Raw genomic sequence first — 21,333 nt, 5'->3', positions numbered from 1 at the left:
ACGGGTGAAAGATGGGCTATTATGATGATCATTATGAACATATTCGTCAAAAACAAAAAGGCAATCGTGGGGGAACGTTTTTGGCAGGATTAGTCGGAGCTATTTTAGGTGGAATGCTTGTCATCGTTGCCATTCCTTCACTAGTAAAATGGGATGTTTTGCCTTACCAACTTGAACAAACGGAAGAAAAACAGACGACTGTGACAGAGCCGCCAAAAGTAGACAAAAGTGTAGCAGTCAATGTCGTTACACAAGTGACACAAGCGGTAAATAAAGTGTCTGATGCAGTTGTCGGCATTGTAAATATTCAAGAGGCAAGTTTTTGGTCAGAAGGCGGGGAAGCTGGAACCGGTTCAGGAGTCGTTTATAAAAAAGAAGGAAATAAGGCATATATCGTAACGAACCATCACGTTGTTGAAGGTGCTAGCCGTGTGGAAGTAAGTTTAAGCGACGGAACAAAAGTGCCAGCACGTTTGCTTGGCAGCGATATATGGACGGATTTAGCCGTATTGGAGATTGATGCAAAACACGTAACCAACATAGCTGAATTTGGTAACTCGGATGTCGTGAAAGTAGGAGAACCGGTCATTGCGGTTGGAAACCCACTTGGCTTACAATTCGCAGGCTCTGTAACACAAGGAATCATCTCAGGAGTAAACCGGACAATTCCAATTGATATTGACCAAGACGGTATTCCAGATTGGCATGCGGAAGTATTGCAAACAGACGCTGCCATTAACCCAGGAAACAGCGGTGGCGCGCTTGTAAATATCGAAGGGCAAGTCATTGGAATTAACTCCATGAAAATTGCTCAAGAAGCTGTTGAAGGAATCGGATTATCGATTCCAATTAACTATGCCAAACCAATTATTGCGGATTTAGAAAAGTTTGGACAAGTTCGCCGTCCATATATGGGCGTAGAATTGCGTTCATTAAGCGACATCCCAGCATATCATTGGCAACAGACACTTCATTTACCGGCAAACGTCAAAGAAGGCGTAGCTATTTTACAAGTTGTACCGGGCTCGCCAGCTGCGCAAGCGGGATTGCGTGAGTTTGATGTCATTGTAGCGTTAGATGACGAAAAAATCGCTGATGTGATCGAATTAAGAAAACATTTATATAATCGCAAACAAATTGGCGATACGATGAAAGTAACATTTTACCGCGATGGCAAAAAACAAACGGTGACGTTAAAATTAGCGAAACAATCATTATAATGAAACGGCAGGGAATTCCCTGTCGTTTCATTCATGAATAAGGGGTGGTACGTCTTGTGGAAATGTTGCGAGCAACATGTCGAAATCGCTATCGATATGTATGTGGATGAAAAACAACAAGCGCCAGAAATATCAACAGTTTCTGTGGATAAAGAAGAAGACACGTGTGACTTTTGTGAAGAACGGGCTGCATATATAGTAGGGAACTAATGTTTCTACACAATATGTGGATTCGTGTTGTGGATATGTGGATAAAACTTGTGGATATCATGTTTGTAAAGTGGGGATCATTTGTGAATATATACATTATTGCTGTGGGTAAGTTAAAAGAGAAATATTTAAAACAAGGCATCGAAGAGTATATGAAGCGCTTATCAACATATGCGAAAATGGACATTGTGGAAGTAGCAGATGAAAAAGCGCCAGAACAGTTAAGCGAACAACAAATGGAACTCGTCAAAAAGAAAGAAGGCGAGCGTATTTTAGCAAAAGTTACGGATGACATGCATGTGATCGCCTTAGCGATTGAAGGAAAAATGATGTCTTCTGAAGAGTTTGCTCAAACGCTTGATCGATTAGCGACATATGGAAAAAGCAAAATTGCTTTTGTCATCGGCGGTTCGCTCGGCTTAAGCGATGACGTCATGAAACGAGCAAACGAATCGCTTTCGTTTTCAAAAATGACCTTTCCACATCAACTCATGCGTCTCATTTTAACCGAGCAAATTTATCGCGCATTCCGTATCAATCGGGGAGAACCGTATCATAAGTAAAGCGGCTGAATTCAGCCGCTTATTTTACCCCTTTCATAAAGCTTTCAATTTTTGGTGAGATGATGAGAAGAATGATACTAAAGACGATAGCGATTCCACCGATCGTTCCGAAATAAGCCATTTCTGTTTCTGGTGTATAAAACTTCACGATTTGTGCGTTAATGGCTTGGGCTGCCGCGCTTGATAAAAACCATAAGCTCATTGTTTGAGCTGAAAACGCCGCTGGAGCAAGTTTTGTCGTTGCGGATAAACCGACAGGTGATAAGCATAGCTCACCAAACACAACAATTAAGTAGCTAAGCACGAGCCAAAGCGGATTGACTAAAGAATCGCTTCCACCAAGATAAGCTGGCAATAAAATGACGACGAACGATAAACCAGCAAACAATAGCGCTAAAGAAAATTTCTTTGGAATGGATGGTTGTTTATCCCCTAACTTCACCCATAGCCAAGCAAAAATCGGAGCAAACGTAATAACAAACAATGGGTTTAACGATTGGAACCAAGCTGGTGAAAGATCTATACCAGCAAAATGCAACTGTGTTCGTTTATCTGCATATGTTGCTAAAATAGTTGAACCTTGTTCTTGAATGGACCAAAACATCGCTGCTGCGATGAATAAAGGAATATAGGCGATAATGCGCGAACGTTCCACATCTGTCGTTTTCGGACTACGATACATAACGACAAAGTAAATCGTTGGAATGACAATACCGAAAATACCGACGAGCGATACAAATAAATCGATTGTTAGTGTGTTTGTCTGTAAGCCGATGAAAACGAGTAAGGCAATGATCGCTACACCGATCGTACCCCATGTAAACACTTTTTTCTTCTCAGCTGCTGATAATGGATTCGGTACATGTGTTCCTGCAAGGCCGAGATTTTTCTTTTTTGTTCCGACAAATACGAGAAGTCCGAAAAACATACCGATCGCGGCAATACTAAAGCCGAGATGGAAGTTGTATTTCATGCCAACCGTTCCGACAACGAGTGGAGCTAAAAATGCCCCCAGGTTAATCCCCATATAAAAAATGCTAAATCCTGCATCGCGACGGTGATCGCCTTCTGCATATAAATCACCGACAACGCTTGAAACGTTCGGCTTAAGTAATCCTGTTCCAAGAACAATTAATACCATCGAAACGAAAAACATCGTTACACTTCCTGGAACAGCTAAAGCAATGTGACCGAGCATAATTAAAATACCGCCGTAAAACACAGCTTTTGCGGTCCCGAATAATCGGTCCGCTAACCATCCGCCAATAATGCCCGACATATAAACGAGTGAACCGTAAATGGACATGATCGCTAGAGCAGTCGGTTCATCTAATCCTAAGCCGCCTTTCGATACTTCATAATACATATAAAATACGAGAATAGCACGCATACCATAATAAGAGAAACGTTCCCAAAACTCAGTAAAAAATAATGTAAAAAGTCCTTTTGGATGACCGAAAAAGCCACGTTGGGGAACGCTCTCGACAATGCGTTGTTTGCTTTGTGACATGACAAAACACCTTCCATTTTTGAAAATAATAATTTTTATTTTCTGTAATTTTTTAATGAAACTAATATTATAGTAAATAATTAGGTTTAACAAGTATTCATTTTAAACGAACGAGTAAATGAAGTAAATAAAAAAATTTTCTAAAATAATATAAAAAGATGGCTTTTTCGCCATCCTTTTATTTGCGGTGCATTTTAAATTGTAAAAACAATTCATTGTAGTACGTGAGCATGTTTTTTCCGAGGTTTTCATACACTTCCAGCTTACTAGCAAGCTGTTCGCTTGGATAAAAACGTTCGTCTTCAACAATCTCTTTCGGCAAGTATTCAAGCGCTTTTTTATTTGGTGTCGAGTACCCGACGTATTCGGCATTTTGAGCAGCGTTTTTTGGGTCAAGCATAAAGTTAATAAATTGATGAGCACCTTCAATGTTTTTCGCTGTCTTTGGAATGACCATATTATCAAACCATAAATTTGTTCCTTCTTTTGGGATCACATAATCGAGCCGTTCGTTTTCCCACATGATTTCCGCCGCATCGCCCGACCAAACAATGCCGATCGCGGCTTCTTCGTTTGCAAGAAGCATTTTAATTTCGTCGCCCACGATCGCTTTGACGTTTGGTGTTAGCTGATCAAGTTTTTGTTTTGCTTGTAGTAAATGTGTTTTATTTGTATCGTTAAGTGAATAATGTAGACTATTTAGTGCCATGCCCATAATTTCACGTGCACCATCAACAAGTAAAATTTGATTTTTAAATGATAGATCCCATAAATCGTTCCAGCTTGTAATTTCTTTTCCGCCAAGTAGTGCGCGGTTGTAGACGATGCCGACCGTTCCCCAAAAGTAAGGAATGGAATATTCATTACTAGGATCAAACGATAAGTTTAAAAAACGTTCATCAATATAGCGCAAGTTTGGGATTTTTGAATGGTCGATCGGAAGTAGCAACCCTTCCTCTTTCATTTTGCTGATGGCGTACTCCGAAGGGACAGCAACGTCAAATGTCGTGCCACCTTGCGCAATTTTTGTCATCATCGCTTCATTTGAATCAAACGTTTGGTAAATGACTTTCAAGCCTGTTTCTTTTTCAAATTTTTTAATGAGTGCGGGGTCAATGTAGTCGCCCCAGTTATAAATTGTTACGGTATTATTTCCTCCATACCCTTTAGACGATTCGATTGTTTTTGTAACATAAAGCAAGCTAAAAGCAATGAGCCAAACAAGTAAAAAAAGCGACACTACTTTTTTCATTTTTGTCCCGTTACAGAAAACTTACAAAACTTTATAAATAATCTATTCATTATTTATAAAGTTTACGTTTCCTTCCTTGTTCATCGCGCCCGATTTCGCCGAAGCTACTCTCGTTTGCTTGGCGCTCCGAAGGCTTCACTTCCCCACTAACGTATGGGTACATGGTCATGTCACATCATGGATTCGGCATATTGTTTCAAGTTGATGCTTGCATTCAAATCGCGATCGATTTCTATCCCACACGCCTCACAACGGTACGTCCGTTCCGATAAAGAAAGATGGTCTTTCACATGACCGCAACGGCTGCACTTTTTGCTTGACGGATAAAACCGATCTGCCACGATCAACTCGATACCGTGCCATGCACATTTATACGTCATTTGTCGCTTAAACTCGTGGAATGTTTGTTGTTGGATTGCTTTCGATAGCTTCCGATTTTTTAACATGCCACTTGTGTTCAAGTCTTCCATCACGACATACGCTGGCTTGGCTTTCACCAACGTCGCTGTGATGTGGTGAGTATGGTTAAGCTGCATATTTTTCAGCCTTCGGCGTTTTTTCAAAACAAGGAATTCAATTTTCTTAATGTTTTCCGTTTTTCTGTAACGGAATTCACCTCCTTCTGTTTTCGTTTTATTCATTTCGTACTTTCGTGATATTCGTCTTTGCATGCGCCTAATTGACTTTTCCAGCTTTTTTACTTTCGGTGTTTGGTTAATGTTTGGAAACGTCATGCCATTGCTGACGGTAGCTAACGATTTTACCCCTAAATCAATGCCGATGCCTTCGCTGTACGTTTCATGTTTCACTTCTGCTTCCTCTACACCGACCGTTAAAAACCAATGTAGTCCGTCAAACACGATGCGTGGATTGACGTATGTTACATGTTTTCCGTGCGGAATACGTCCTCGCTCCGCCAAACGAATCCAATTGAGCTTCTGTCTATTTTTCTTTTTGGAAGGCATCAGTTTTTCTAGTTTCACATGCGTGTCGGTGATTTTGATTTTTGCGGTATCTTGATAAAAGCTTGGTCGCGTTCGCTTTTTTGTTTTAAACTTTGGACATTTCGCTCTTCCTGCAAAAAAGTTTTTGTAGGCTTGACACGCATCTTTGATCGCTTGTTTTGTAATGTTGTTGGAATATTGATTGAGCCAACTATACTCTTTCGTTTGTTTGAGCTGCGTTAATCTTTTTCTTAATTCAACATCATTTAAAAATTTGCCGCCTTGTTTATGATTTTCTTGTTGTTGCGCTAAGGCAAAATTATACGCCCATCTGGCAACACCCGCACACTCAAATAATTTTGTTTTTTGTTTGTTATTTGGAAGCAGCATAACTTGATATGTTTTAATCACTTCCGGTCAGCTCCTTCATCATTTTCTTGGCTTTGTTGGCTCTTTTGCCTTGTAATTTTTTATAAATTGTATATAGAGTTTTGTTGATTTTTACAAAAATATTTTAACAGTTACTACCCCCCTTGACGCTAGCGCGTTGTGTGATGACGTAATACACAACAACGAGAACAAGCGTAAATAAGAAAAGAAGGGTAGATAAAGCGTTAACGGATAACGAAATCCCTTGGCGTGCGCGCGAATAAATTTCAACAGACAACGTCGAAAAGCCATTGCCTGTCACGAAAAACGTGACTGCAAAGTCATCAAGCGAGTACGTGAGCGCCATGAAAAAGCCAGCAAAAATGCCTGGTGTAATGTATGGGAGGACAACTTTCGTTAAGACGTTCCATTCGTTCGCCCCTAAATCGCGTGCTGCATCAATCAATGTCGGACTCATTTCTTGTAGCTTCGGTAACACCATCAACACGACAATCGGAATGCTGAAAGCAATATGAGACAATAAGACAGATGTAAATCCAAGCTGGATGCCAGCAATCGTAAATAAGATCAGAAACGATGCCCCGATCATGACGTCAGGGCTGACGATTAAAACGTTATTTAGCGTAAGCAACGTTTGCTTCCAGCGATGTTTTGCGTAATAAATGGCAATCGCGCCTAAAACGCCAATGATTGTCGCAAGCGATGACGATAATAAGGCGATAATCATTGTATGCAAAACGATAATAAGCAAGCGTGTATCAGCAAACACTTCTTTATACCAATCAAGCGTAAACGATTCGAAATGATGCATCGTCCCACCACTATTAAACGAATAATAAATTAAATATAAGATAGGCATGTATAATATGAAAAACACAAACGCTAAATAGAGGCGAGCAACTTTCATTGTCTCACCCCCCATTTTTTATTTCCTGTTAAAGCCATGATGCCGGCCATGGCAATCATTAAAAAGAAAGCGATTGTCGCACCCATCCCCCAGTTTTGCGTCACGAGAAAATGTTGCTCGACAGCGGTACCAAGCGTAATGACGCGGTTTCCGGCGATTAATCGCGTCAACATAAAGAGCGAAAGCGACGGAATGAACACCGCTTGACAACCTGCTTTGACACCATCGAGCGTAAGCGGAAAAATGACGCGACGAAATGTCGTCCATTCGCTCGCTCCTAAGTCGCGCGCAGCATCGATCAAAGAAGGATTCAATTTTTCAAGCGCATTAAAAATCGGCAAAATCATAAACGGAATAAAAATATAAACAGATACAAAAACAAAACTAAAGTCCGTAAACAATAGTTGTTTCGTCCCAATTCCAATCGCTTCAAATAGCGCATTGACTGCCCCATACGTGCCGAACAATCCAAGAAAAGCGTACGCCTTTAACAATAAATTGACCCATGTTGGTAAAATGATAAGCAACAACCATAACTGCTTGTGTTTCGTTTTTGTTAACAAATAAGCGGTTGGGTACGCAATAAGGAGCGAACATGCTGTAATTAAAAATGCATACCAAAACGAATTTACTGTCATTCGTAAATAAACTGGCGTAAAAAAAGTTTGATAGTTGACGAGCGAGAAATGGCCTTCAATATCGAAAAAAGAATAATAAATAATAAGAATAATCGGTGCAACAACGAACAACCCGATCCACAACCAATAGGGGATGGCATAAGCATAGCGGCGCATGTTATTCTCCCCCGTTTCTTTTCATAACATGAATAGCTTCTGGTTCAAAATGTAGGCCGATTTCTTCTCCGATCTCTGCTTTTTTTGTCGAGTGAACGAGCCACTCGTTACCATACGCGTCATAACAACAAAGCTCATAATGTACACCGCGAAATAAAACAGAATCAACACGCACGCGCAATTTGCCGCGTTCAACAGTTGTTAATTCTAAATCTTCAGGGCGAATGACAATATCTACTTGTTCATTGTTCGTAAAGCCGCGATCGATGCACGTAAATCGTTGATTCGCAAATTCCACAACAAAATCGTCAATCATCGTTCCAGTAATGATATTTGATTCTCCGATAAAGTCAGCGACGAAACGGTTCACAGGTTCATCATAAATATCTTTTGGTGTACCACGTTGTTCAATCTTTCCTTTGTTTAGCACAAAGATTTCATCTGACATCGCAAGAGCTTCTTCTTGATCGTGAGTAACAAAAATAAACGTAATGCCAAGTCTTCGTTGCAATTCTCGTAACTCGTATTGCATTTCTGTTCGAAGTTTTAAATCAAGCGCCGATAGCGGTTCATCTAGTAACAGCACATCCGGTTCGTTGACGATCGCACGAGCGATAGCGACACGTTGTCGTTGTCCTCCTGACATTTCATGAATGGCCCGTTGTTCGTATCCTTCTAAGTTGACGAAGCGAAGTGCTTCTTTTACTTTTTGCTCAATGTCTACCTTTGGCACTTTTTTTATGCGTAAGCCAAAAGCAACGTTTTCAAACACGTTTAAGTGAGGAAAAAGCGCATAATCTTGAAATACTGTATTCACTTGTCGTTTATTTGCTGGAACATTGTTCATTCGTTTCCCGTGAAAGTAAATATCCCCTTTTGTCGGTTCGATAAACCCAGCAATTAGGCGAAGAATCGTTGTTTTTCCGCAGCCAGAAGGGCCAAGAAGCGTATAAAATTTGCCGCGCTCCATTTCAAAACTGACGTCATCGAGCACAGGAAGATCATCATCGTATTGTTTTGTAACATGGTCAAAGCGAATAATGACGCGATCGTCCATCTCGTTTTTCTCACCTCATTTAGCTATTTTTTAAATTCATTATGAACGATCGCTTTATGTTCAGCAACTTTTTATTGAAGGACACCGTAGCTAATGATTTCAACCGTTGGACGAATGTTAATTTCTGCTTTCGCAAAAGCTTTTGGCCAGCTTTTTTGTTTTTTAAAATGCTTGTATTCATAGGCGCGAGCATATAAGCCAAAGCCGATCGGATCGACTTCATATGTTTGCATTTTTTTCACGATCGCTTCAAGTTGTTTTTGTATTTCTTTTGCGAGCAATTGTTCGAGTTTTTTCTTTTCTTTTTTCATATCAATATGTGTCGTTGTTTCGGTCAAAATGGCACCTAGATGTATATGAACGTCAAAGCGAAACATCCCATTTTGAAACGACGGTTTATATGAAAAATCACCCTTTTCAATCGAAATGCTTACATATTCTTTTTGTTTTGTTAGACCCTTTATAGCAAGTGTAAGCGATGTCGCAGGTTTAATATTTTTTTGCAATATCGCAAAATATGGACTTTCTTTTTGCGAAAGAAAACCGACATATTTCCTCTGTTTGTTGAATAAAGCAATCCCCCCTGCGACTAAATCACCTTTCTGTACTTTTAAGATCGGTGCAAATGGGGTTTGAGCACGATCAGAAGCGGAACGTCGGAAATCAAGCATATTTACTTTTGTTGTCTGTTTGCTTGTGTGGGCAGTTAAAATGACGTCGCGAATGGCGACGGATAAACGTGGTTTATCACCAAGGCGAATGTACATTAGCTTTTTTAACGGTCCATCGAAAACAATAAAATTTGCTGTTGTCGAATTTTTCGGATCGCGATAAAGTACATCTAAATAAGAAAACATATCGTACTTTTTGGCGAGATTTTTGCTAATGATTATGTTTTGTGTTTTTCCCCCAACCATTTTTCCAGAAGCAAAGGCGTTTGCTTTAAAACGGTTATCACGCAACGTTAATCCGGATGTACGAATGACTTCGTAAATGTTTTTTGCTTCTTTATTAAACACAGGACTCACAGAGTAAACAAGCAAATTTCCATTTTTCCCTTCATCTAAACCGACCGTTAAGACGAGCGTCAGTTCATCGAGCCGTGTTTGCATACTACATCCGACTGTTAAGAGAAAACAAAGAACAAAGTATATATGTCTTCTCATTTCTTTTTTCCTCCCCGAAACCATTGCACAACGGAAACGTAAATGAATAAAATGACAGGACAAATATACGCCCCCCATAAACCGTATCGCTCCCACCACGATCCCATCGTTTGAATATGAGAAAACGATGGATTGTATAAAACAGACGTTAAAATAAATATGCAAACTGCAATAAGCAATACAATTGTATGGTCTTTTTTCCCGATAAGTTGACTAATGCCGAAAATGGTTGTAAAAATGTAAGGAATGCCTGTCGTTGACATGACAAACAAATAAAACGATAAAAAGATGACTTCAAATCGTTCAATAAACGAAAATTCAATCGTTTTCAGTAGCGACAACGTCGGCCAAATAAGCGAAGGAGTTTCATCAGGACTAAAGAAAATAAAACATGTGACCGTAATCAATAAAAAAGTAAAAGCCGAAATGCTGTTGGCGATGACCATCGCTTTGATCGCATGTTTTTTTTCTTTTAAAAACGGGTAAAACACGAACGCTAATTCAAAGCCTAAAAACGATAAAACTGTCGTTTTTACCGCTTGAAAAATCGGTGCCCATCCTTCTTTTAAAATAGGGAGCATATATAAAATCGTCCCTTTCTGTAACGGTATCGCAATAAGAATGGGCATCCAAAGCGTTAAGTAAAAGACGACTTCAGCATAACGTCCAAGCACGCGCACACCATTTCGTGTAATTAACAAAGCAGGCAACATAAATAACATCATGACGAGATAATTCGGTGTGTTTGGTAAAATCCATACTTGTGTAATATGAATGGACGTAAAAATAACAGTAATAGCTGCTAATAAAGCGTAAGCGACAAAAGCAAGATGGATTAATGTCCCAAATATCCTTCCAAAATAGCGACGAGAAAGATCGAAAATGGTATCTTGTGGATGTTTCTCCATCGTTTTTATGATAATCGTACTTGCGGTAATTGAAATGATCCAACCAATAAGAATCGCAATCCATCCATCCGTATTAGCAATATCGGCAAGCTGAGCGGGAAGCGATAAAATACCGATGCCGATTTGTATACCTGAAATAAGAAAAATATATTGCATCGTTGTGATTTCATTAAACTGATAACGTTTCATACGCACCACTTATTTGCGAAATTTTTTTTGTCTTGTTAGCTGTGTCGGCCGGGCAGATAACGGACGCGTGCGCATCATCCAGAGCGGGAAGCGCAATATGGTATCTTTCCAGTCGCGTAACCGTGCAGGAGCAAACGGACTTCCTGCAGGTGTGCCAAGCGACTCCAATGAAATGAGATGCCCGATGATAACCATAAATCCGATCACCATTCCGACTAATCCGAATAAGGAAGCGGCGATCATCATCGGAAAGCGCAATAAGCGAATCGATTCGGACATATCAGGATTTGGAATAATAAACGAGGCAATCGCTGTTAGCGACACGATGACGACCATAATGTTGCTGACGATGCCAGCTTCAACGGCTGCTTGTCCGATCACGACGCCGCCAACGATGCCAACTGTTTGCCCGACTGGCGCAGGTAAACGTAACCCTGCTTCACGCAACATTTCGATCGCAACTTCCATGAAAATCGCTTCAAGAATCGGAGGAAGCGGAACGCGTTCGCGCGATTCGCCGACCGTTAACAATAAATTGAGCGGAATAATCTCGTAATGGAACGAAAGAGCCGCAATGTAGGCTGACGGTAAAAAAATCGCCATGAAAAAGGCAAGCAGGCGCAGTAAGCGTAAAAACGAAGCGATCATCCAACGTGTACTATAGTCATCAACCGTTTGGAAGAATGTAATAAACGTCATCGGTCCGATCATCACGCTAGGCGACCGATCAACAACGATGACGATGCGTCCTTGCAGTAGGTTGCTTACTGCTGCATCTGGCCGCTCCGTCAATAAAAACTGCGGAAATGGCGAAAACGGGTTATCTTCAATCAGTTGCATAAGCTCGCCTGTATTGACAATTGTATCGACGTCAACTTGTTCAATTCGATCTTTCAATTCTTGCAGTACTTCTGGATGAGCAACGTCTTCTAAATATAATAATGAGACAGGGGTATGTCCCCGTCTGCCGACAGTCGTTTCTTCAATTTTTAGTTGTTGATGTGGCAAATAGCGACGAATTAAGGCGATATTTTTTTCGCACGTTTCAATAAATCCTTGATGTGATCCTTTTAGTGACGATTCAATTTGTGGTTCTGCGATGGCACGTTGTGGCCATCCTTGCGTGTCGAGTAGTAATACGTGGTCGTCGCCGTCTAGAAATAGCGCTGTTTCCCCTTGAAACACGCGCTGAATAACATGTTCCCATATTGTCGCATATGATTTTGCCCCGATTGGCAATTGAATATCAGCAATTGTATTTATTTGTCCCGTTTCAAATAAAAGTGGGTTAATCACGTTATTGTTGATTGAGTTTTTATCAACAAGTGTGTTGAGATATACAAGCAACGCCCGTTTTTTCGGTTCTCCAATGAGTAGATGGCAATATACAAGATCAGGCGTTTTTGTAAAATAGTCACGCAACGTTTGTTCATTCGCATCAAGCGAATGAGTCAATAGTTGTTGAGTGCCGTTCATTATTCATCTCCTTTCAGCTGTTGAAGCGGTTCGATGGCCGGCCCTTCTAGCACTTTTCCTGTGAAACAAAACCGTGAACCATGACATGGACAGTCCCATGTCCTTTCCCCGTTGTTCCATTCGAGTTCACACCCCATATGTGTACACGTCGTATCGACGACATAAAGTGTACCGTCATCGTCGCGATAAGCACCAGCTCGTTTTCCTCCTACATTGACCACAGCCCCTTCTCCACGCAATATGTCGCGGGGGGTACGAATGGCGTATTCAAGCTTTCCGATCAAGAAATGTTTCGCGACATTGATGCCGTCTGCCAGTAAGTGATTGAGCGACGGATCAGCAACAAATCGCGAAGGGGAAAAAAGCTGAGCGTAACGATTTTCTTTTTGTAATGCTAGATCGGCTAACAGCTGAGCTGCGACCGTGCTTGCCGTCATTCCCCATTTTCGATATCCTGTTGCAACAAGTACGTGTGGAAGGTTTGTACGAACAGGACCGATGTATGGAAGATTGTCTAGTGTGACGAGATCTTGCGCTGACCAACGATATTGCACGTTCGAAAGTCCGAATATATGTTCTGAAAATGATTGCAACGCTTCGTAGTGTTGAATCATGTTCGTTCCTTGTCCAACTTTGTGCGACTCACCACCAATCAAAAGAAGAGGTTTGTCGTCTATCATCGTGTATCGCAACGATCGCTTTGGTTCATTTGTGCTTAAATACATACCTTGCAGTCGTTCACGAGCTTCAACTGCAATGACGTACGACCGTTCTGCATGCAAGCGTGCAAAGTAAAAAGAAGGGTCAACAAACGGAAAATGGGTACAAATGACAACCGTGTCGCACGTGATCGTTGCGCCATTTTTCGTTTGTACAATCGGGCGATTGGTTGTCTCGATATGTTGTGCAACAGTTTGTTCGTAAAAAGATGCCCCATGTTTGACCGCGAGCTCCACTAATGTTTTTAAATAATGGAGGGGATGAAATTGCGCTTGGTTGCGCATCATGACTGCACCTCGGACGGAAAAAGGAAGCGAAAGTTGATCGACATATGCCCCATCAATGCCGAGCGTTACATACGCTTTCCACTCCGCTTCAAGCATATGTAATTGTGTTTCTTCCGTCGTATACACGTACGCGTCTTCTAGCGATACGTCGCAATGAATATCGTGTTCTTTTATCGTTTGCAAAATCGATTGCAACGCTTTTTCATTTGCTTCGTAATAATGGCGAGCATTTTCTTCACCGAAATGAGCGATCAGTTCGTGGTAAATGAGATCGTGTTGGGCAGTTATTTTTGCGGTTGTATGTCCTGTTGTGCCGTTACATAGTCGGTCTGCTTCGATGACAGCGACACGCACCCCTTGCTTAGCAAGCAAATAGGCCGTTGTAATGCCTGTTATTCCTCCTCCAACAACCGCTATGTCGACATCAAGCGATTGCGTAAGCGATGGAAAAGAAGGAAGTGTTGTTGATTGTAGCCAATACGATTGAGATGACTTTGGTAAAGACATGAGTTTGTTCCTCCATATCCATGTTTTTCTTAATTTTCCCCAAATCGAAAAGTTTATGATGAACATTTGTAAAGATGATAAAATGGAAATAGACGTGTATAGAAATGTTTTTATAACATAACGTAAGAGGGAGAGTTAAAGTGAATAAAGATGCAAGTGTTCGTTTACAAGATAATATCGTCTTAGAACATTACGGGCTGAATGAATTGCATTTAGAATCTGTTCGCCATTATCGTGAGCAATTTGCAAAAGTCAAACCAAACCACCCATGGAACGGTTTAGAAACGAAAGATTTTTTATATAAGATTGGGGCATGGGGAAAAATACGAAACACAAGCAAGGAAGGATTAACATTAGCAGGACTTCTTATGTTTAGCGAAGAGCGAATGATTACAGAAGTTTTACCACAATACTTTCTTGAATATCGTGAATATGATGATAATCATATGCATTGGACAAATCGTTTCACTTCACAAGATGGAACGTGGTCGGGAAATATTTATGATTTTTATTTTAAAGTAATGAACGAGCTAAAAGATGGATCAGAAGCTGAAAAAGAAGCTATGCATGAGGCGCTTGTTAATGCGATCGTTCATTCCGATTACAACGGTGATGGGGGCATTATTGTCGAACGGCAACGCTCATACGTGCAATTTTCTAATCCTGGGCTTTTCGGTATTCCTTTAGAACAGGCATTTAGCGGCGGTGTTAGCCATTTGCGTAATCCGAATGTGTTCAAAATGTTTATTTACATTCATTTTTGCAAGCGAGCTGGAGTCGGTTTGAAAACGATCGAAACAATTTGTTTGCAACAGCCTGTCATTGATCAATATGATTTCCAGGAGCGGACGGTTATTACATTACCAGTCGTGTCCTTTGCAGAAAGACATAAACACGACGATGATCTAGAGATGATATGTGATTGGTCAGACAATTTAGAGCTAGCTGACTCCATAAATAATGATGAAAACTCCTATAATAGCGACCAAAACTCCATAAATAGCGAGTTAGAGTCCGTAAATAAAGAGTTGGAGTCCATAAATAAAGAATCTAACTGCGTAAATAGTGGGCCTAACTCCGTAATTAGTGAAAATAACTCCTATAATAGCGACCAAAACTCTATAAATAATCTAACCAACTCCGTAAATAATGAAGAAGAAACGAATATCGATCAAGAGCTCTGGAGTATTGCTGAGATTGCGCGTAAGAAAAAAAGGCTTGCACCGACAAAGATGGAAGAAATCATTTTGCAACTATGTGCCCATCGGCCATTAATGTTAAAAGAATTAGCTTATTTATTAGATCGAACGCCAGACGGACTGCGCAATAATTATTTAGGAAAGCTGTTAGCGGAAGGGAAAATGCGTTTAAAGTATCCAGACCAACCAAATCATCCAAAACAAGCATATATAACAAATAAGCAATATTCATGATTTGTTCAATATTTCACAATCTATAGTATAGAAAAGAATGTTACAATAATGGTAACAAAAGAAAAGTTGAGGTGACAGATGATGCTCGTATGCGAATGGAGAAACTTTTCAACAGATGCAGAAACATATACATTGGAGCTATTTGAAGAAATGATTGGGGACGAATTTGAAGCAATGATGTTTGAAGATGATCAAGATATTCCTTCTTATATATGGACAGTGAACTATGTCGTGATCGTTAAGCGAAATACGCGCATGTACAACGATATTTCGTTTACAAAAATTCCACGCAATCCAGTATGTGAGTAACCGCCTTCTTTATAAGAAGCGGTTCTCTTGCACAATATATTTGCTCAATATTTCACAAAGTTGACACACACAAACGATCCTATCTTCGTTATAATGTGAATGTGAAAGTAATCACATTTTTATTTTCGATCAACTTGTGAAAAAATTCACAAGTAAATATAGGAGGGTCTTATATGGCTGTTGATGAAAAAGTATTAGACCAAAAGAAAGAAGTTACAAAGATGATCGATACGCTCGTGGCGAATGCGCAAAAAGCGTTAAAAGCGTTTCGTGATTACGATCAAGAAACGATTGATCATATTGTTAAACAAATGGCGTTAGCTGGGCTTGATAAACATATGTATTTAGCGAAACTAGCCATTGAAGAAACAAAGCGCGGCGTGTATGAAGATAAAATTATTAAAAACATTTTTGCGACAGAATACATTTATCATAACATCAAATATGATAAAACCGTCGGCGTTATTCGCGAAAATGAGCAGGAAGGTATCATTGAAATTGCGGAGCCAGTAGGCGTTATCGCTGGGGTAACCCCAGTCACGAACCCGACTTCAACAACAATGTTTAAAGCGCTCATTTCTATTAAAACGCGCAATCCAATCATTTTCGCGTTCCACCCATCCGCTCAAACATGCAGCAGTGAAGCGGCACGCATTTTACGTGATGCAGCAGTTGCGGCTGGCGCGCCAGAACATTGTATTCAATGGATCGAAACGCCTTCCGTTGAAGCAACGCAACAATTGATGCATCACCCTGGCGTTTCGCTTATTCTTGCGACAGGTGGAGCAGGCATGGTCAAAGCGGCATATAGCTCAGGAAAACCAGCATTAGGGGTTGGACCTGGTAACGTGCCTTGCTATATTGAGAAAACAGCAAATATAAAACGTGCTGTGAACGACCTTATTCTTTCAAAAACGTTTGACAACGGTATGATTTGTGCATCTGAACAAGCGGTCATTATTGATAAAGAAATTTATGACGCGGTAAAAAACGAAATGATTTCAAACAAATGTTATTTCTTAAATGAAGAAGAAAAGAAAAAAGTTGAAAAGCTTGTCATTAATGAAAATACGTGCGCAGTAAATCCGAATATCGTCGGTAAACCAGCATATGAAATTGCGAAAATGGCAGGAGTTGACGTGCCGGTTGATACGAAAATTCTTGTGGCAGAACTAAAAAGCGTCGGTCCGCAAGAGCCACTTTCTCGTGAAAAATTAAGTCCGGTATTGGCGTGCTATAAGGTGAATAGTACAGAAGAAGGATTAAAACGAGCAGAAGAAATGCTTGAGTTCGGTGGACTTGGCCACTCTGCGGTTATTCATTCAGAAAATCAAGAAGTCATTCTTGAATTCGGTAAGCGAATGAAAGCAGGGCGAATCATTTCGAACGCACCATCTTCACAAGGAGCGATCGGTGACATTTACAATGCATACATTCCGTCATTGACGCTCGGTTGCGGTACGTTTGGAGGCAACTCGGTTTCAACAAACGTAGGTGCGACACATTTAATTAACATTAAAAAATTAGCGAGAAGGAATGTAAACATGCAATGGTTTAAAGTTCCGCCAAAAATTTATTTTGAAAAACATGCAACACAATATTTAGCGAAAATGCCAAACATCTCACGTGCCTTTATTGTTACAGATCCAGGCATGGTGAAGCTTGGCTATGTCGATAAAGTGTTGTACTATTTACGCAAACGCCCAGATTATGTGCATTGCGAAATTTTCTCAGAAGTGGAGCCAGATCCATCCATTGAAACAGTGATGAAAGGTGCCGACATGATGCATGCGTTCCAACCAGACGTCATCATCGCCCTCGGCGGTGGTTCGGCGATGGACGCGGCGAAAGCGATGTGGTTGTTCTATGAACATCCAAATACAGACTTTAACGGCTTAAAACAAAAGTTTTTAGATATTCGTAAACGTGTATTTAAATATCCAAAACTCGGTCAAAAAGCGCAATTTGTCGCGATTCCAACAACGTCTGGTACAGGTTCAGAAGTCACATCGTTTGCGGTTATTACAGATAAGAAAAATAATGTAAAATATCCACTCGCTGATTATGAGTTAACACCAGATGTCGCGATCGTTGATCCACAATTCGTGATGACGATGCCAAAACATATTACAGCCGATACAGGTATGGATGTATTGACGCATGCGATTGAAGCGTACGTATCGAATATGGCGAACGACTACACAGACGGATTAGCACTAAAAGCCATTCAACTTGTGTTCGAATACTTGCCACGCGCATACAAAAATGGAAACGATGAAGTCGCGCGCGAAAAAATGCATAACGCTTCAACGATTGCGGGTATGGCATTTGCGAACGCATTTTTAGGAATTAACCATAGCTTAGCGCATAAACTTGGTGCAGAATTCCATATCCCACACGGACGGGCGAATACGATTTTAATGCCGCATGTCATTCGTTACAATGCACAAAAACCGAAGAAGTTTACTGCGTTTCCGAAGTATGAACATTTCGTAGCTGATGAGCGTTATGCTCAAATTGCTCGCTTGCTTGGCTTGCCAGCAAAAACGACAGAAGAAGGTGTCGAAAGCCTTGTTCAAGCAATCATTAAGCTAGCGAAAGAACTCGATATGCCGCTAAGCATCGCAGCTACAGGTGTGAAAAAAGAAGAGTTTGAAAGCAAAGTCGAACAACTCGCTGAATTAGCGTTTGAAGATCAATGTACAACAGCCAATCCAAAATTGCCGTTAGTGAGCGACCTCGCTGACATTTATCGTCAAGCGTATAAGGGAGTGTAAGTGAATGAGGGGCGTCCCGTAAAGGATGTCCCTTCTTTTTGTTTATGGTACACTAATAGGGGAAAGCGAGGGACGGATGGTGAAACAAACGAAGACGAATGCTGTGCGCATGCTCGATCGCACACGTGTGCCATATGAATTGCTCACTTATGACTATGCCGATGGGCAAATTGATGGGAGATCGGTTGCGAAAAAAATTGGACAACGTGAAGAGATTGTATATAAAACGCTTGTGACAAAAGGGACGAGCGGACAACTTTACGTGTTCGTCATCCCTGTCGCAGCGGAGTTGCATGTAAAAAAAGCGGCGGCTGTTGTTGGAGAAAAAAGCGTGCATATGTTGCCTGTGGGAGACATTGAAAAAATGACAGGGTATGTGCGCGGCGGTTGTTCACCAATTGGGATGAAAAAAATGTACGACACGTATGTTGACGAATCAGCTCTTGCGCACGAGCAAATCATTGTGAGCGCAGGAAAAATTGGCATGCAAATGAAGCTTTCTGTTCAAGACTTATTAAAGTTGACAAATGGGAAAACCGCACATGTCATTAAAGCGTAGGAGGGTTGTCGCATGCGAATGGCAAAAGAGGAAGAACAGCAATGGTTAGCACAACGTATAGAAGAAGGATTGTTAACTGACGACAATCGCTTGCTTTGGGAAATGATTTTGCCAAGTCGCTTAAAGCGGATGTACGATGTGTTAAGCGAACGGACGAGGTATATTACCATTTTGACGGAAGCGGTAGACGACCCACACAATCAAGCAGCCGTGTTGCGTTCGGCGGAAGCGTTCGGTATTCAAGACGTTCATGTCGTCACCGGAGCGGCTCCGTTTGAACCGAATAAATGGGTGACGCGACATGCGGACAAATGGTTAACCGTGCATCAACATTCATCGATTGAGCGGGTAATTCGCCATCTCCAACAAAACGGCTATCAAGTATATGCGAGCTATTTAGGAGAAGGAACAATTCCGCTTGAACAAATTGACGTAGCGAAACCGACAGTGCTTTTGTTCGGAAATGAGCATCGTGGCGTATCAGAAGAGGCGCTTGCTTTGGCAGATGGAAAGTTCGTCATTCCGATGAATGGATTTGTGCAAAGTTTCAATATTTCCGTTGCAGCAGCTATTTCTCTTTACGATGTGACGAAGCGGGCGAAACAAGTGGTGAACGAGCGCTATCATCTGTCGCTAGCGGAAAAGAAAGAAATATATGAACATTGGATGAAGCTTTCACTTAGCCCACGACTAAGAAAAATGGTGGAAAGTAAAATGGGAGGACGCAATGATTAAAGCAGTTATTTTTGATTTAGATGGCGTCATTGCTGATACGGTTGAGCTGTACTATATTGCGACAAAACGCGTCGCCGATGAAATCGGAGTGCCCTTTGATCGACAGCTCAATCAAAAGCTTCAAGGTATGAGCAGACAGGCGATGGTTGAGGCGCTTCTTGGAGAAAAGGCGCGTGAATGGTCGGAAGAAGAAAAGCGAGCCCTTGGCGACCGGCGCGGTCAATATTATCGTGTGTTGATCGAGCAATTGTCGCCAAGTGACGTGTTGCCGGGAATGATAGATCTCCTTCGCGACATTCAGCGCGACGGTGTCCCGATGGCGCTCGCATCGTCAAGTTCAAATGCAAGTGTAGTTGTTGAGCGGCTTGGTGTGCGTTCATTTTTCGACGTCATCGTCGACGTAAAAACAATTACGCGCATGAAGCCCGATCCAGAAATCTTTTTAACGGCCGCTAAACATCTTTATGTCGATCCGCGCTTTTGTGTTGCCATTGAAGACGGTGAGGCAGGGATGAAGGCGATTAAGCAAACAAATATGTTTTCCGTCGGTATCGGGAATCATTTGGCATCTTTATCTCCAGACTGGCTCGTGCAACGGACGGAGCAATTGACATGGGATGAGTTGAAAGTAAAATTTATGCAAAAAGCTGGTCAATGACGACCAGCCTATTTTGCGCCTAATATTTGTTTTGCTTTTTCAACACGTTCTTCTGATGGTGTCGGGATGCCTTCAAGCGGATATGTCAGCCCGAGCGCTTTCCATTTGTACACGCCGAGTTGATGATACGGAAGTACCTCAATTTTTTCGACGTTGCGTAACGTACGAATGAAGTCAGCTAAGCGATGTAAATCTTCTTCATCGTCTGTGACGGTTGGAACGAGCACATGACGAATCCAGACGGGTACGTTTCGCTCAGATAATAAACGAGCAAAAGCTAAAATATGTTCATTTGTTTTTCCTGTTAGTTTCCGATGTTTTTTTTCATCGATATGTTTTAAATCTAGCAAAATTAAATCTGTATATTGAAGCAATTCATCAAGCTTTTGTTGGAACGACGGCTCCGTCGTATAACATCCCCCTGATGAATCAATCGTTGTATGAATGTCAAGCTGTTTACAACGGCGAAATAGCTCGATTAAAAAATCGATTTGTAAAAGCGGTTCTCCGCCACTTACTGTAATCCCGCCGCCAGATGCTTGCATAAACGGCAAGTATGTTAGGGCATCAGCGATGATTTCATCGACGGACATTTGCTTTCCTTTGCCAATTTCCCACGTATCTGCGTTGTGGCAATATTGACAACGTAATAAACAGCCTTGTGTAAAAATGACGTAGCGAATACCGGGACCATCCACCGTTCCGCATGATTCAATCGAATGAATAAATCCGTTCATATTGTTTTCCTCCTAGGTAGAAAGC

Annotated in this window: 20 protein-coding genes; 9 read left to right on the top strand and 11 right to left on the bottom strand. The window is 41.2% G+C overall.

What is annotated here, in order from left to right:
* Positions 1-11 precede the first annotated feature (11 nt).
* The 3 genes from ASC42_RS05255 to rlmH all read left to right on the top strand — a co-directional run bounded on the left by ASC42_RS05255 (position 12) and on the right by rlmH (position 1,993).
* Positions 12-1,220, top strand: a complete 1,209-nt coding sequence (locus ASC42_RS05255; RefSeq protein ID WP_055440855.1) for a S1C family serine protease — start codon at positions 12-14, stop codon at positions 1,218-1,220.
* A 54-nt stretch (positions 1,221-1,274) separates the two neighbouring features.
* A complete protein-coding gene (locus ASC42_RS13655; RefSeq protein ID WP_072242668.1) occupies positions 1,275-1,430 on the top strand; it encodes a CxxH/CxxC protein in 156 nt (51 codons plus the stop codon).
* Positions 1,431-1,513: 83 nt separating this feature from the next.
* Positions 1,514-1,993, top strand: coding sequence for a 23S rRNA (pseudouridine(1915)-N(3))-methyltransferase RlmH (rlmH, locus tag ASC42_RS05250; protein ID WP_169792796.1), 480 nt, complete (start codon positions 1,514-1,516; stop codon positions 1,991-1,993).
* A 19-nt stretch (positions 1,994-2,012) separates the two neighbouring features.
* Here the strand turns inward: rlmH and ASC42_RS05245 are convergent, their stop codons facing one another.
* From ASC42_RS05245 to ASC42_RS05200, 10 genes are all read right to left on the bottom strand, one after another.
* Positions 2,013-3,503 (bottom strand): peptide MFS transporter, encoded by a 1,491-nt coding sequence (locus ASC42_RS05245; RefSeq protein ID WP_055440854.1) that lies wholly within the window; start codon positions 3,501-3,503, stop codon positions 2,013-2,015.
* A 178-nt stretch (positions 3,504-3,681) separates the two neighbouring features.
* Complete coding sequence (locus tag ASC42_RS05240; RefSeq protein ID WP_055440853.1) at positions 3,682-4,755, bottom strand: ABC transporter substrate-binding protein; 1,074 nt, start codon at positions 4,753-4,755, stop codon at positions 3,682-3,684.
* Between the two features lie 170 nt (positions 4,756-4,925).
* Entirely contained in the window at positions 4,926-6,110 is a 1,185-nt protein-coding gene (locus ASC42_RS05235) for an RNA-guided endonuclease InsQ/TnpB family protein (protein WP_055440852.1), read from the bottom strand.
* Positions 6,111-6,213: 103 nt separating this feature from the next.
* Complete coding sequence (locus tag ASC42_RS05230; RefSeq protein WP_245191146.1) at positions 6,214-6,996, bottom strand: ABC transporter permease; 783 nt, start codon at positions 6,994-6,996, stop codon at positions 6,214-6,216.
* Entirely contained in the window at positions 6,993-7,790 is a 798-nt protein-coding gene (locus ASC42_RS05225; RefSeq protein ID WP_055440850.1) for an ABC transporter permease, read from the bottom strand. Before ASC42_RS05225 ends, ASC42_RS05230 begins: the two co-directional genes overlap by 4 nt.
* Before the next feature lies 1 nt (position 7,791).
* Positions 7,792-8,847, bottom strand: a complete 1,056-nt coding sequence (locus ASC42_RS05220; RefSeq protein ID WP_055440849.1) for an ABC transporter ATP-binding protein — start codon at positions 8,845-8,847, stop codon at positions 7,792-7,794.
* Between the two features lie 71 nt (positions 8,848-8,918).
* On the bottom strand, positions 8,919-10,013 hold the full coding sequence (locus ASC42_RS05215; protein WP_055440848.1) for a Ger(x)C family spore germination protein: 1,095 nt from the start codon (positions 10,011-10,013) through the stop codon (positions 8,919-8,921).
* Complete coding sequence (locus ASC42_RS05210; RefSeq protein ID WP_055440847.1) at positions 10,010-11,110, bottom strand: GerAB/ArcD/ProY family transporter; 1,101 nt, start codon at positions 11,108-11,110, stop codon at positions 10,010-10,012. Before ASC42_RS05210 ends, ASC42_RS05215 begins: the two co-directional genes overlap by 4 nt.
* A 9-nt stretch (positions 11,111-11,119) precedes the next feature.
* On the bottom strand, positions 11,120-12,589 hold the full coding sequence (locus ASC42_RS05205) for a spore germination protein (protein WP_055440846.1): 1,470 nt from the start codon (positions 12,587-12,589) through the stop codon (positions 11,120-11,122).
* Positions 12,586-14,100 carry an FAD-dependent oxidoreductase gene (locus ASC42_RS05200; protein ID WP_055440845.1) on the bottom strand — a complete coding sequence of 505 codons (1,515 nt, stop codon included), beginning with the start codon at positions 14,098-14,100 and terminating at the stop codon, positions 12,586-12,588. Before ASC42_RS05200 ends, ASC42_RS05205 begins: the two co-directional genes overlap by 4 nt.
* Positions 14,101-14,240: 140 nt before the next feature.
* Between ASC42_RS05200 and ASC42_RS05195 the strand changes: the two genes are divergently transcribed.
* From ASC42_RS05195 to pgmB, 6 genes are all read left to right on the top strand, one after another.
* Positions 14,241-15,533 (top strand): hypothetical protein, encoded by a 1,293-nt coding sequence (locus ASC42_RS05195; protein ID WP_055440844.1) that lies wholly within the window; start codon positions 14,241-14,243, stop codon positions 15,531-15,533.
* 81 nt (positions 15,534-15,614) lie between these two features.
* Positions 15,615-15,842 (top strand): hypothetical protein, encoded by a 228-nt coding sequence (locus ASC42_RS05190; RefSeq protein WP_032101622.1) that lies wholly within the window; start codon positions 15,615-15,617, stop codon positions 15,840-15,842.
* A gap of 173 nt (positions 15,843-16,015) precedes the next feature.
* Entirely contained in the window at positions 16,016-18,619 is a 2,604-nt protein-coding gene (gene adhE / locus ASC42_RS05185) for a bifunctional acetaldehyde-CoA/alcohol dehydrogenase (protein WP_055440843.1), read from the top strand.
* Positions 18,620-18,695: 76 nt separating this feature from the next.
* The gene (gene ybaK / locus ASC42_RS05180; RefSeq protein WP_072242666.1) at positions 18,696-19,178 is read left to right on the top strand and encodes a Cys-tRNA(Pro) deacylase; all 483 of its coding nucleotides are present in this window, start codon (positions 18,696-18,698) and stop codon (positions 19,176-19,178) included.
* Between the two features lie 18 nt (positions 19,179-19,196).
* Positions 19,197-19,913: a TrmH family RNA methyltransferase gene (locus tag ASC42_RS05175; protein WP_055440892.1), complete on the top strand. Its 717-nt coding sequence runs from the start codon at positions 19,197-19,199 to the stop codon at positions 19,911-19,913.
* Positions 19,906-20,571, top strand: a complete 666-nt coding sequence (gene pgmB, locus ASC42_RS05170) for a beta-phosphoglucomutase (RefSeq protein WP_003397136.1) — start codon at positions 19,906-19,908, stop codon at positions 20,569-20,571. Before ASC42_RS05175 ends, pgmB begins: the two co-directional genes overlap by 8 nt.
* An 8-nt stretch (positions 20,572-20,579) precedes the next feature.
* On the opposite strand, the gene pflA is transcribed toward pgmB, so the two are convergent.
* A complete protein-coding gene (pflA, locus tag ASC42_RS05165) occupies positions 20,580-21,308 on the bottom strand; it encodes a pyruvate formate-lyase-activating protein (protein ID WP_055440842.1) in 729 nt (242 codons plus the stop codon).
* Between the last annotated feature and the right edge of the window lie 25 nt (positions 21,309-21,333).

This window comes from Anoxybacillus suryakundensis (genome assembly GCF_001418025.1).
Lineage (GTDB): Bacteria > Bacillota > Bacilli > Bacillales > Anoxybacillaceae > Anoxybacillus > Anoxybacillus tengchongensis.
This window is presented reverse-complemented; position numbering and strand designations above follow the sequence as displayed.

Coding starts and splice junctions, on each gene's coding strand:
- ASC42_RS05220 (WP_055440849.1), bottom strand. CDS start 8,847: ATGGACGATCGCGTCATTATTCGCTTTGACCATGTTACAAAACAATAC.
- pgmB (WP_003397136.1), top strand. CDS start 19,906: ATGATTAAAGCAGTTATTTTTGATTTAGATGGCGTCATTGCTGATACG.
- ASC42_RS05210 (WP_055440847.1), bottom strand. CDS start 11,110: ATGAAACGTTATCAGTTTAATGAAATCACAACGATGCAATATATTTTT.
- ybaK (WP_072242666.1), top strand. CDS start 18,696: ATGGTGAAACAAACGAAGACGAATGCTGTGCGCATGCTCGATCGCACA.
- ASC42_RS05255 (WP_055440855.1), top strand. CDS start 12: ATGGGCTATTATGATGATCATTATGAACATATTCGTCAAAAACAAAAA.
- ASC42_RS05200 (WP_055440845.1), bottom strand. CDS start 14,100: ATGTCTTTACCAAAGTCATCTCAATCGTATTGGCTACAATCAACAACA.
- adhE (WP_055440843.1), top strand. CDS start 16,016: ATGGCTGTTGATGAAAAAGTATTAGACCAAAAGAAAGAAGTTACAAAG.
- ASC42_RS05175 (WP_055440892.1), top strand. CDS start 19,197: ATGGCAAAAGAGGAAGAACAGCAATGGTTAGCACAACGTATAGAAGAA.
- ASC42_RS05245 (WP_055440854.1), bottom strand. CDS start 3,503: ATGTCACAAAGCAAACAACGCATTGTCGAGAGCGTTCCCCAACGTGGC.
- ASC42_RS05215 (WP_055440848.1), bottom strand. CDS start 10,013: ATGAGAAGACATATATACTTTGTTCTTTGTTTTCTCTTAACAGTCGGA.
- ASC42_RS05190 (WP_032101622.1), top strand. CDS start 15,615: ATGCTCGTATGCGAATGGAGAAACTTTTCAACAGATGCAGAAACATAT.
- ASC42_RS05230 (WP_245191146.1), bottom strand. CDS start 6,996: ATGAAAGTTGCTCGCCTCTATTTAGCGTTTGTGTTTTTCATATTATAC.
- pflA (WP_055440842.1), bottom strand. CDS start 21,308: ATGAACGGATTTATTCATTCGATTGAATCATGCGGAACGGTGGATGGT.
- ASC42_RS05240 (WP_055440853.1), bottom strand. CDS start 4,755: ATGAAAAAAGTAGTGTCGCTTTTTTTACTTGTTTGGCTCATTGCTTTT.
- ASC42_RS05225 (WP_055440850.1), bottom strand. CDS start 7,790: ATGCGCCGCTATGCTTATGCCATCCCCTATTGGTTGTGGATCGGGTTG.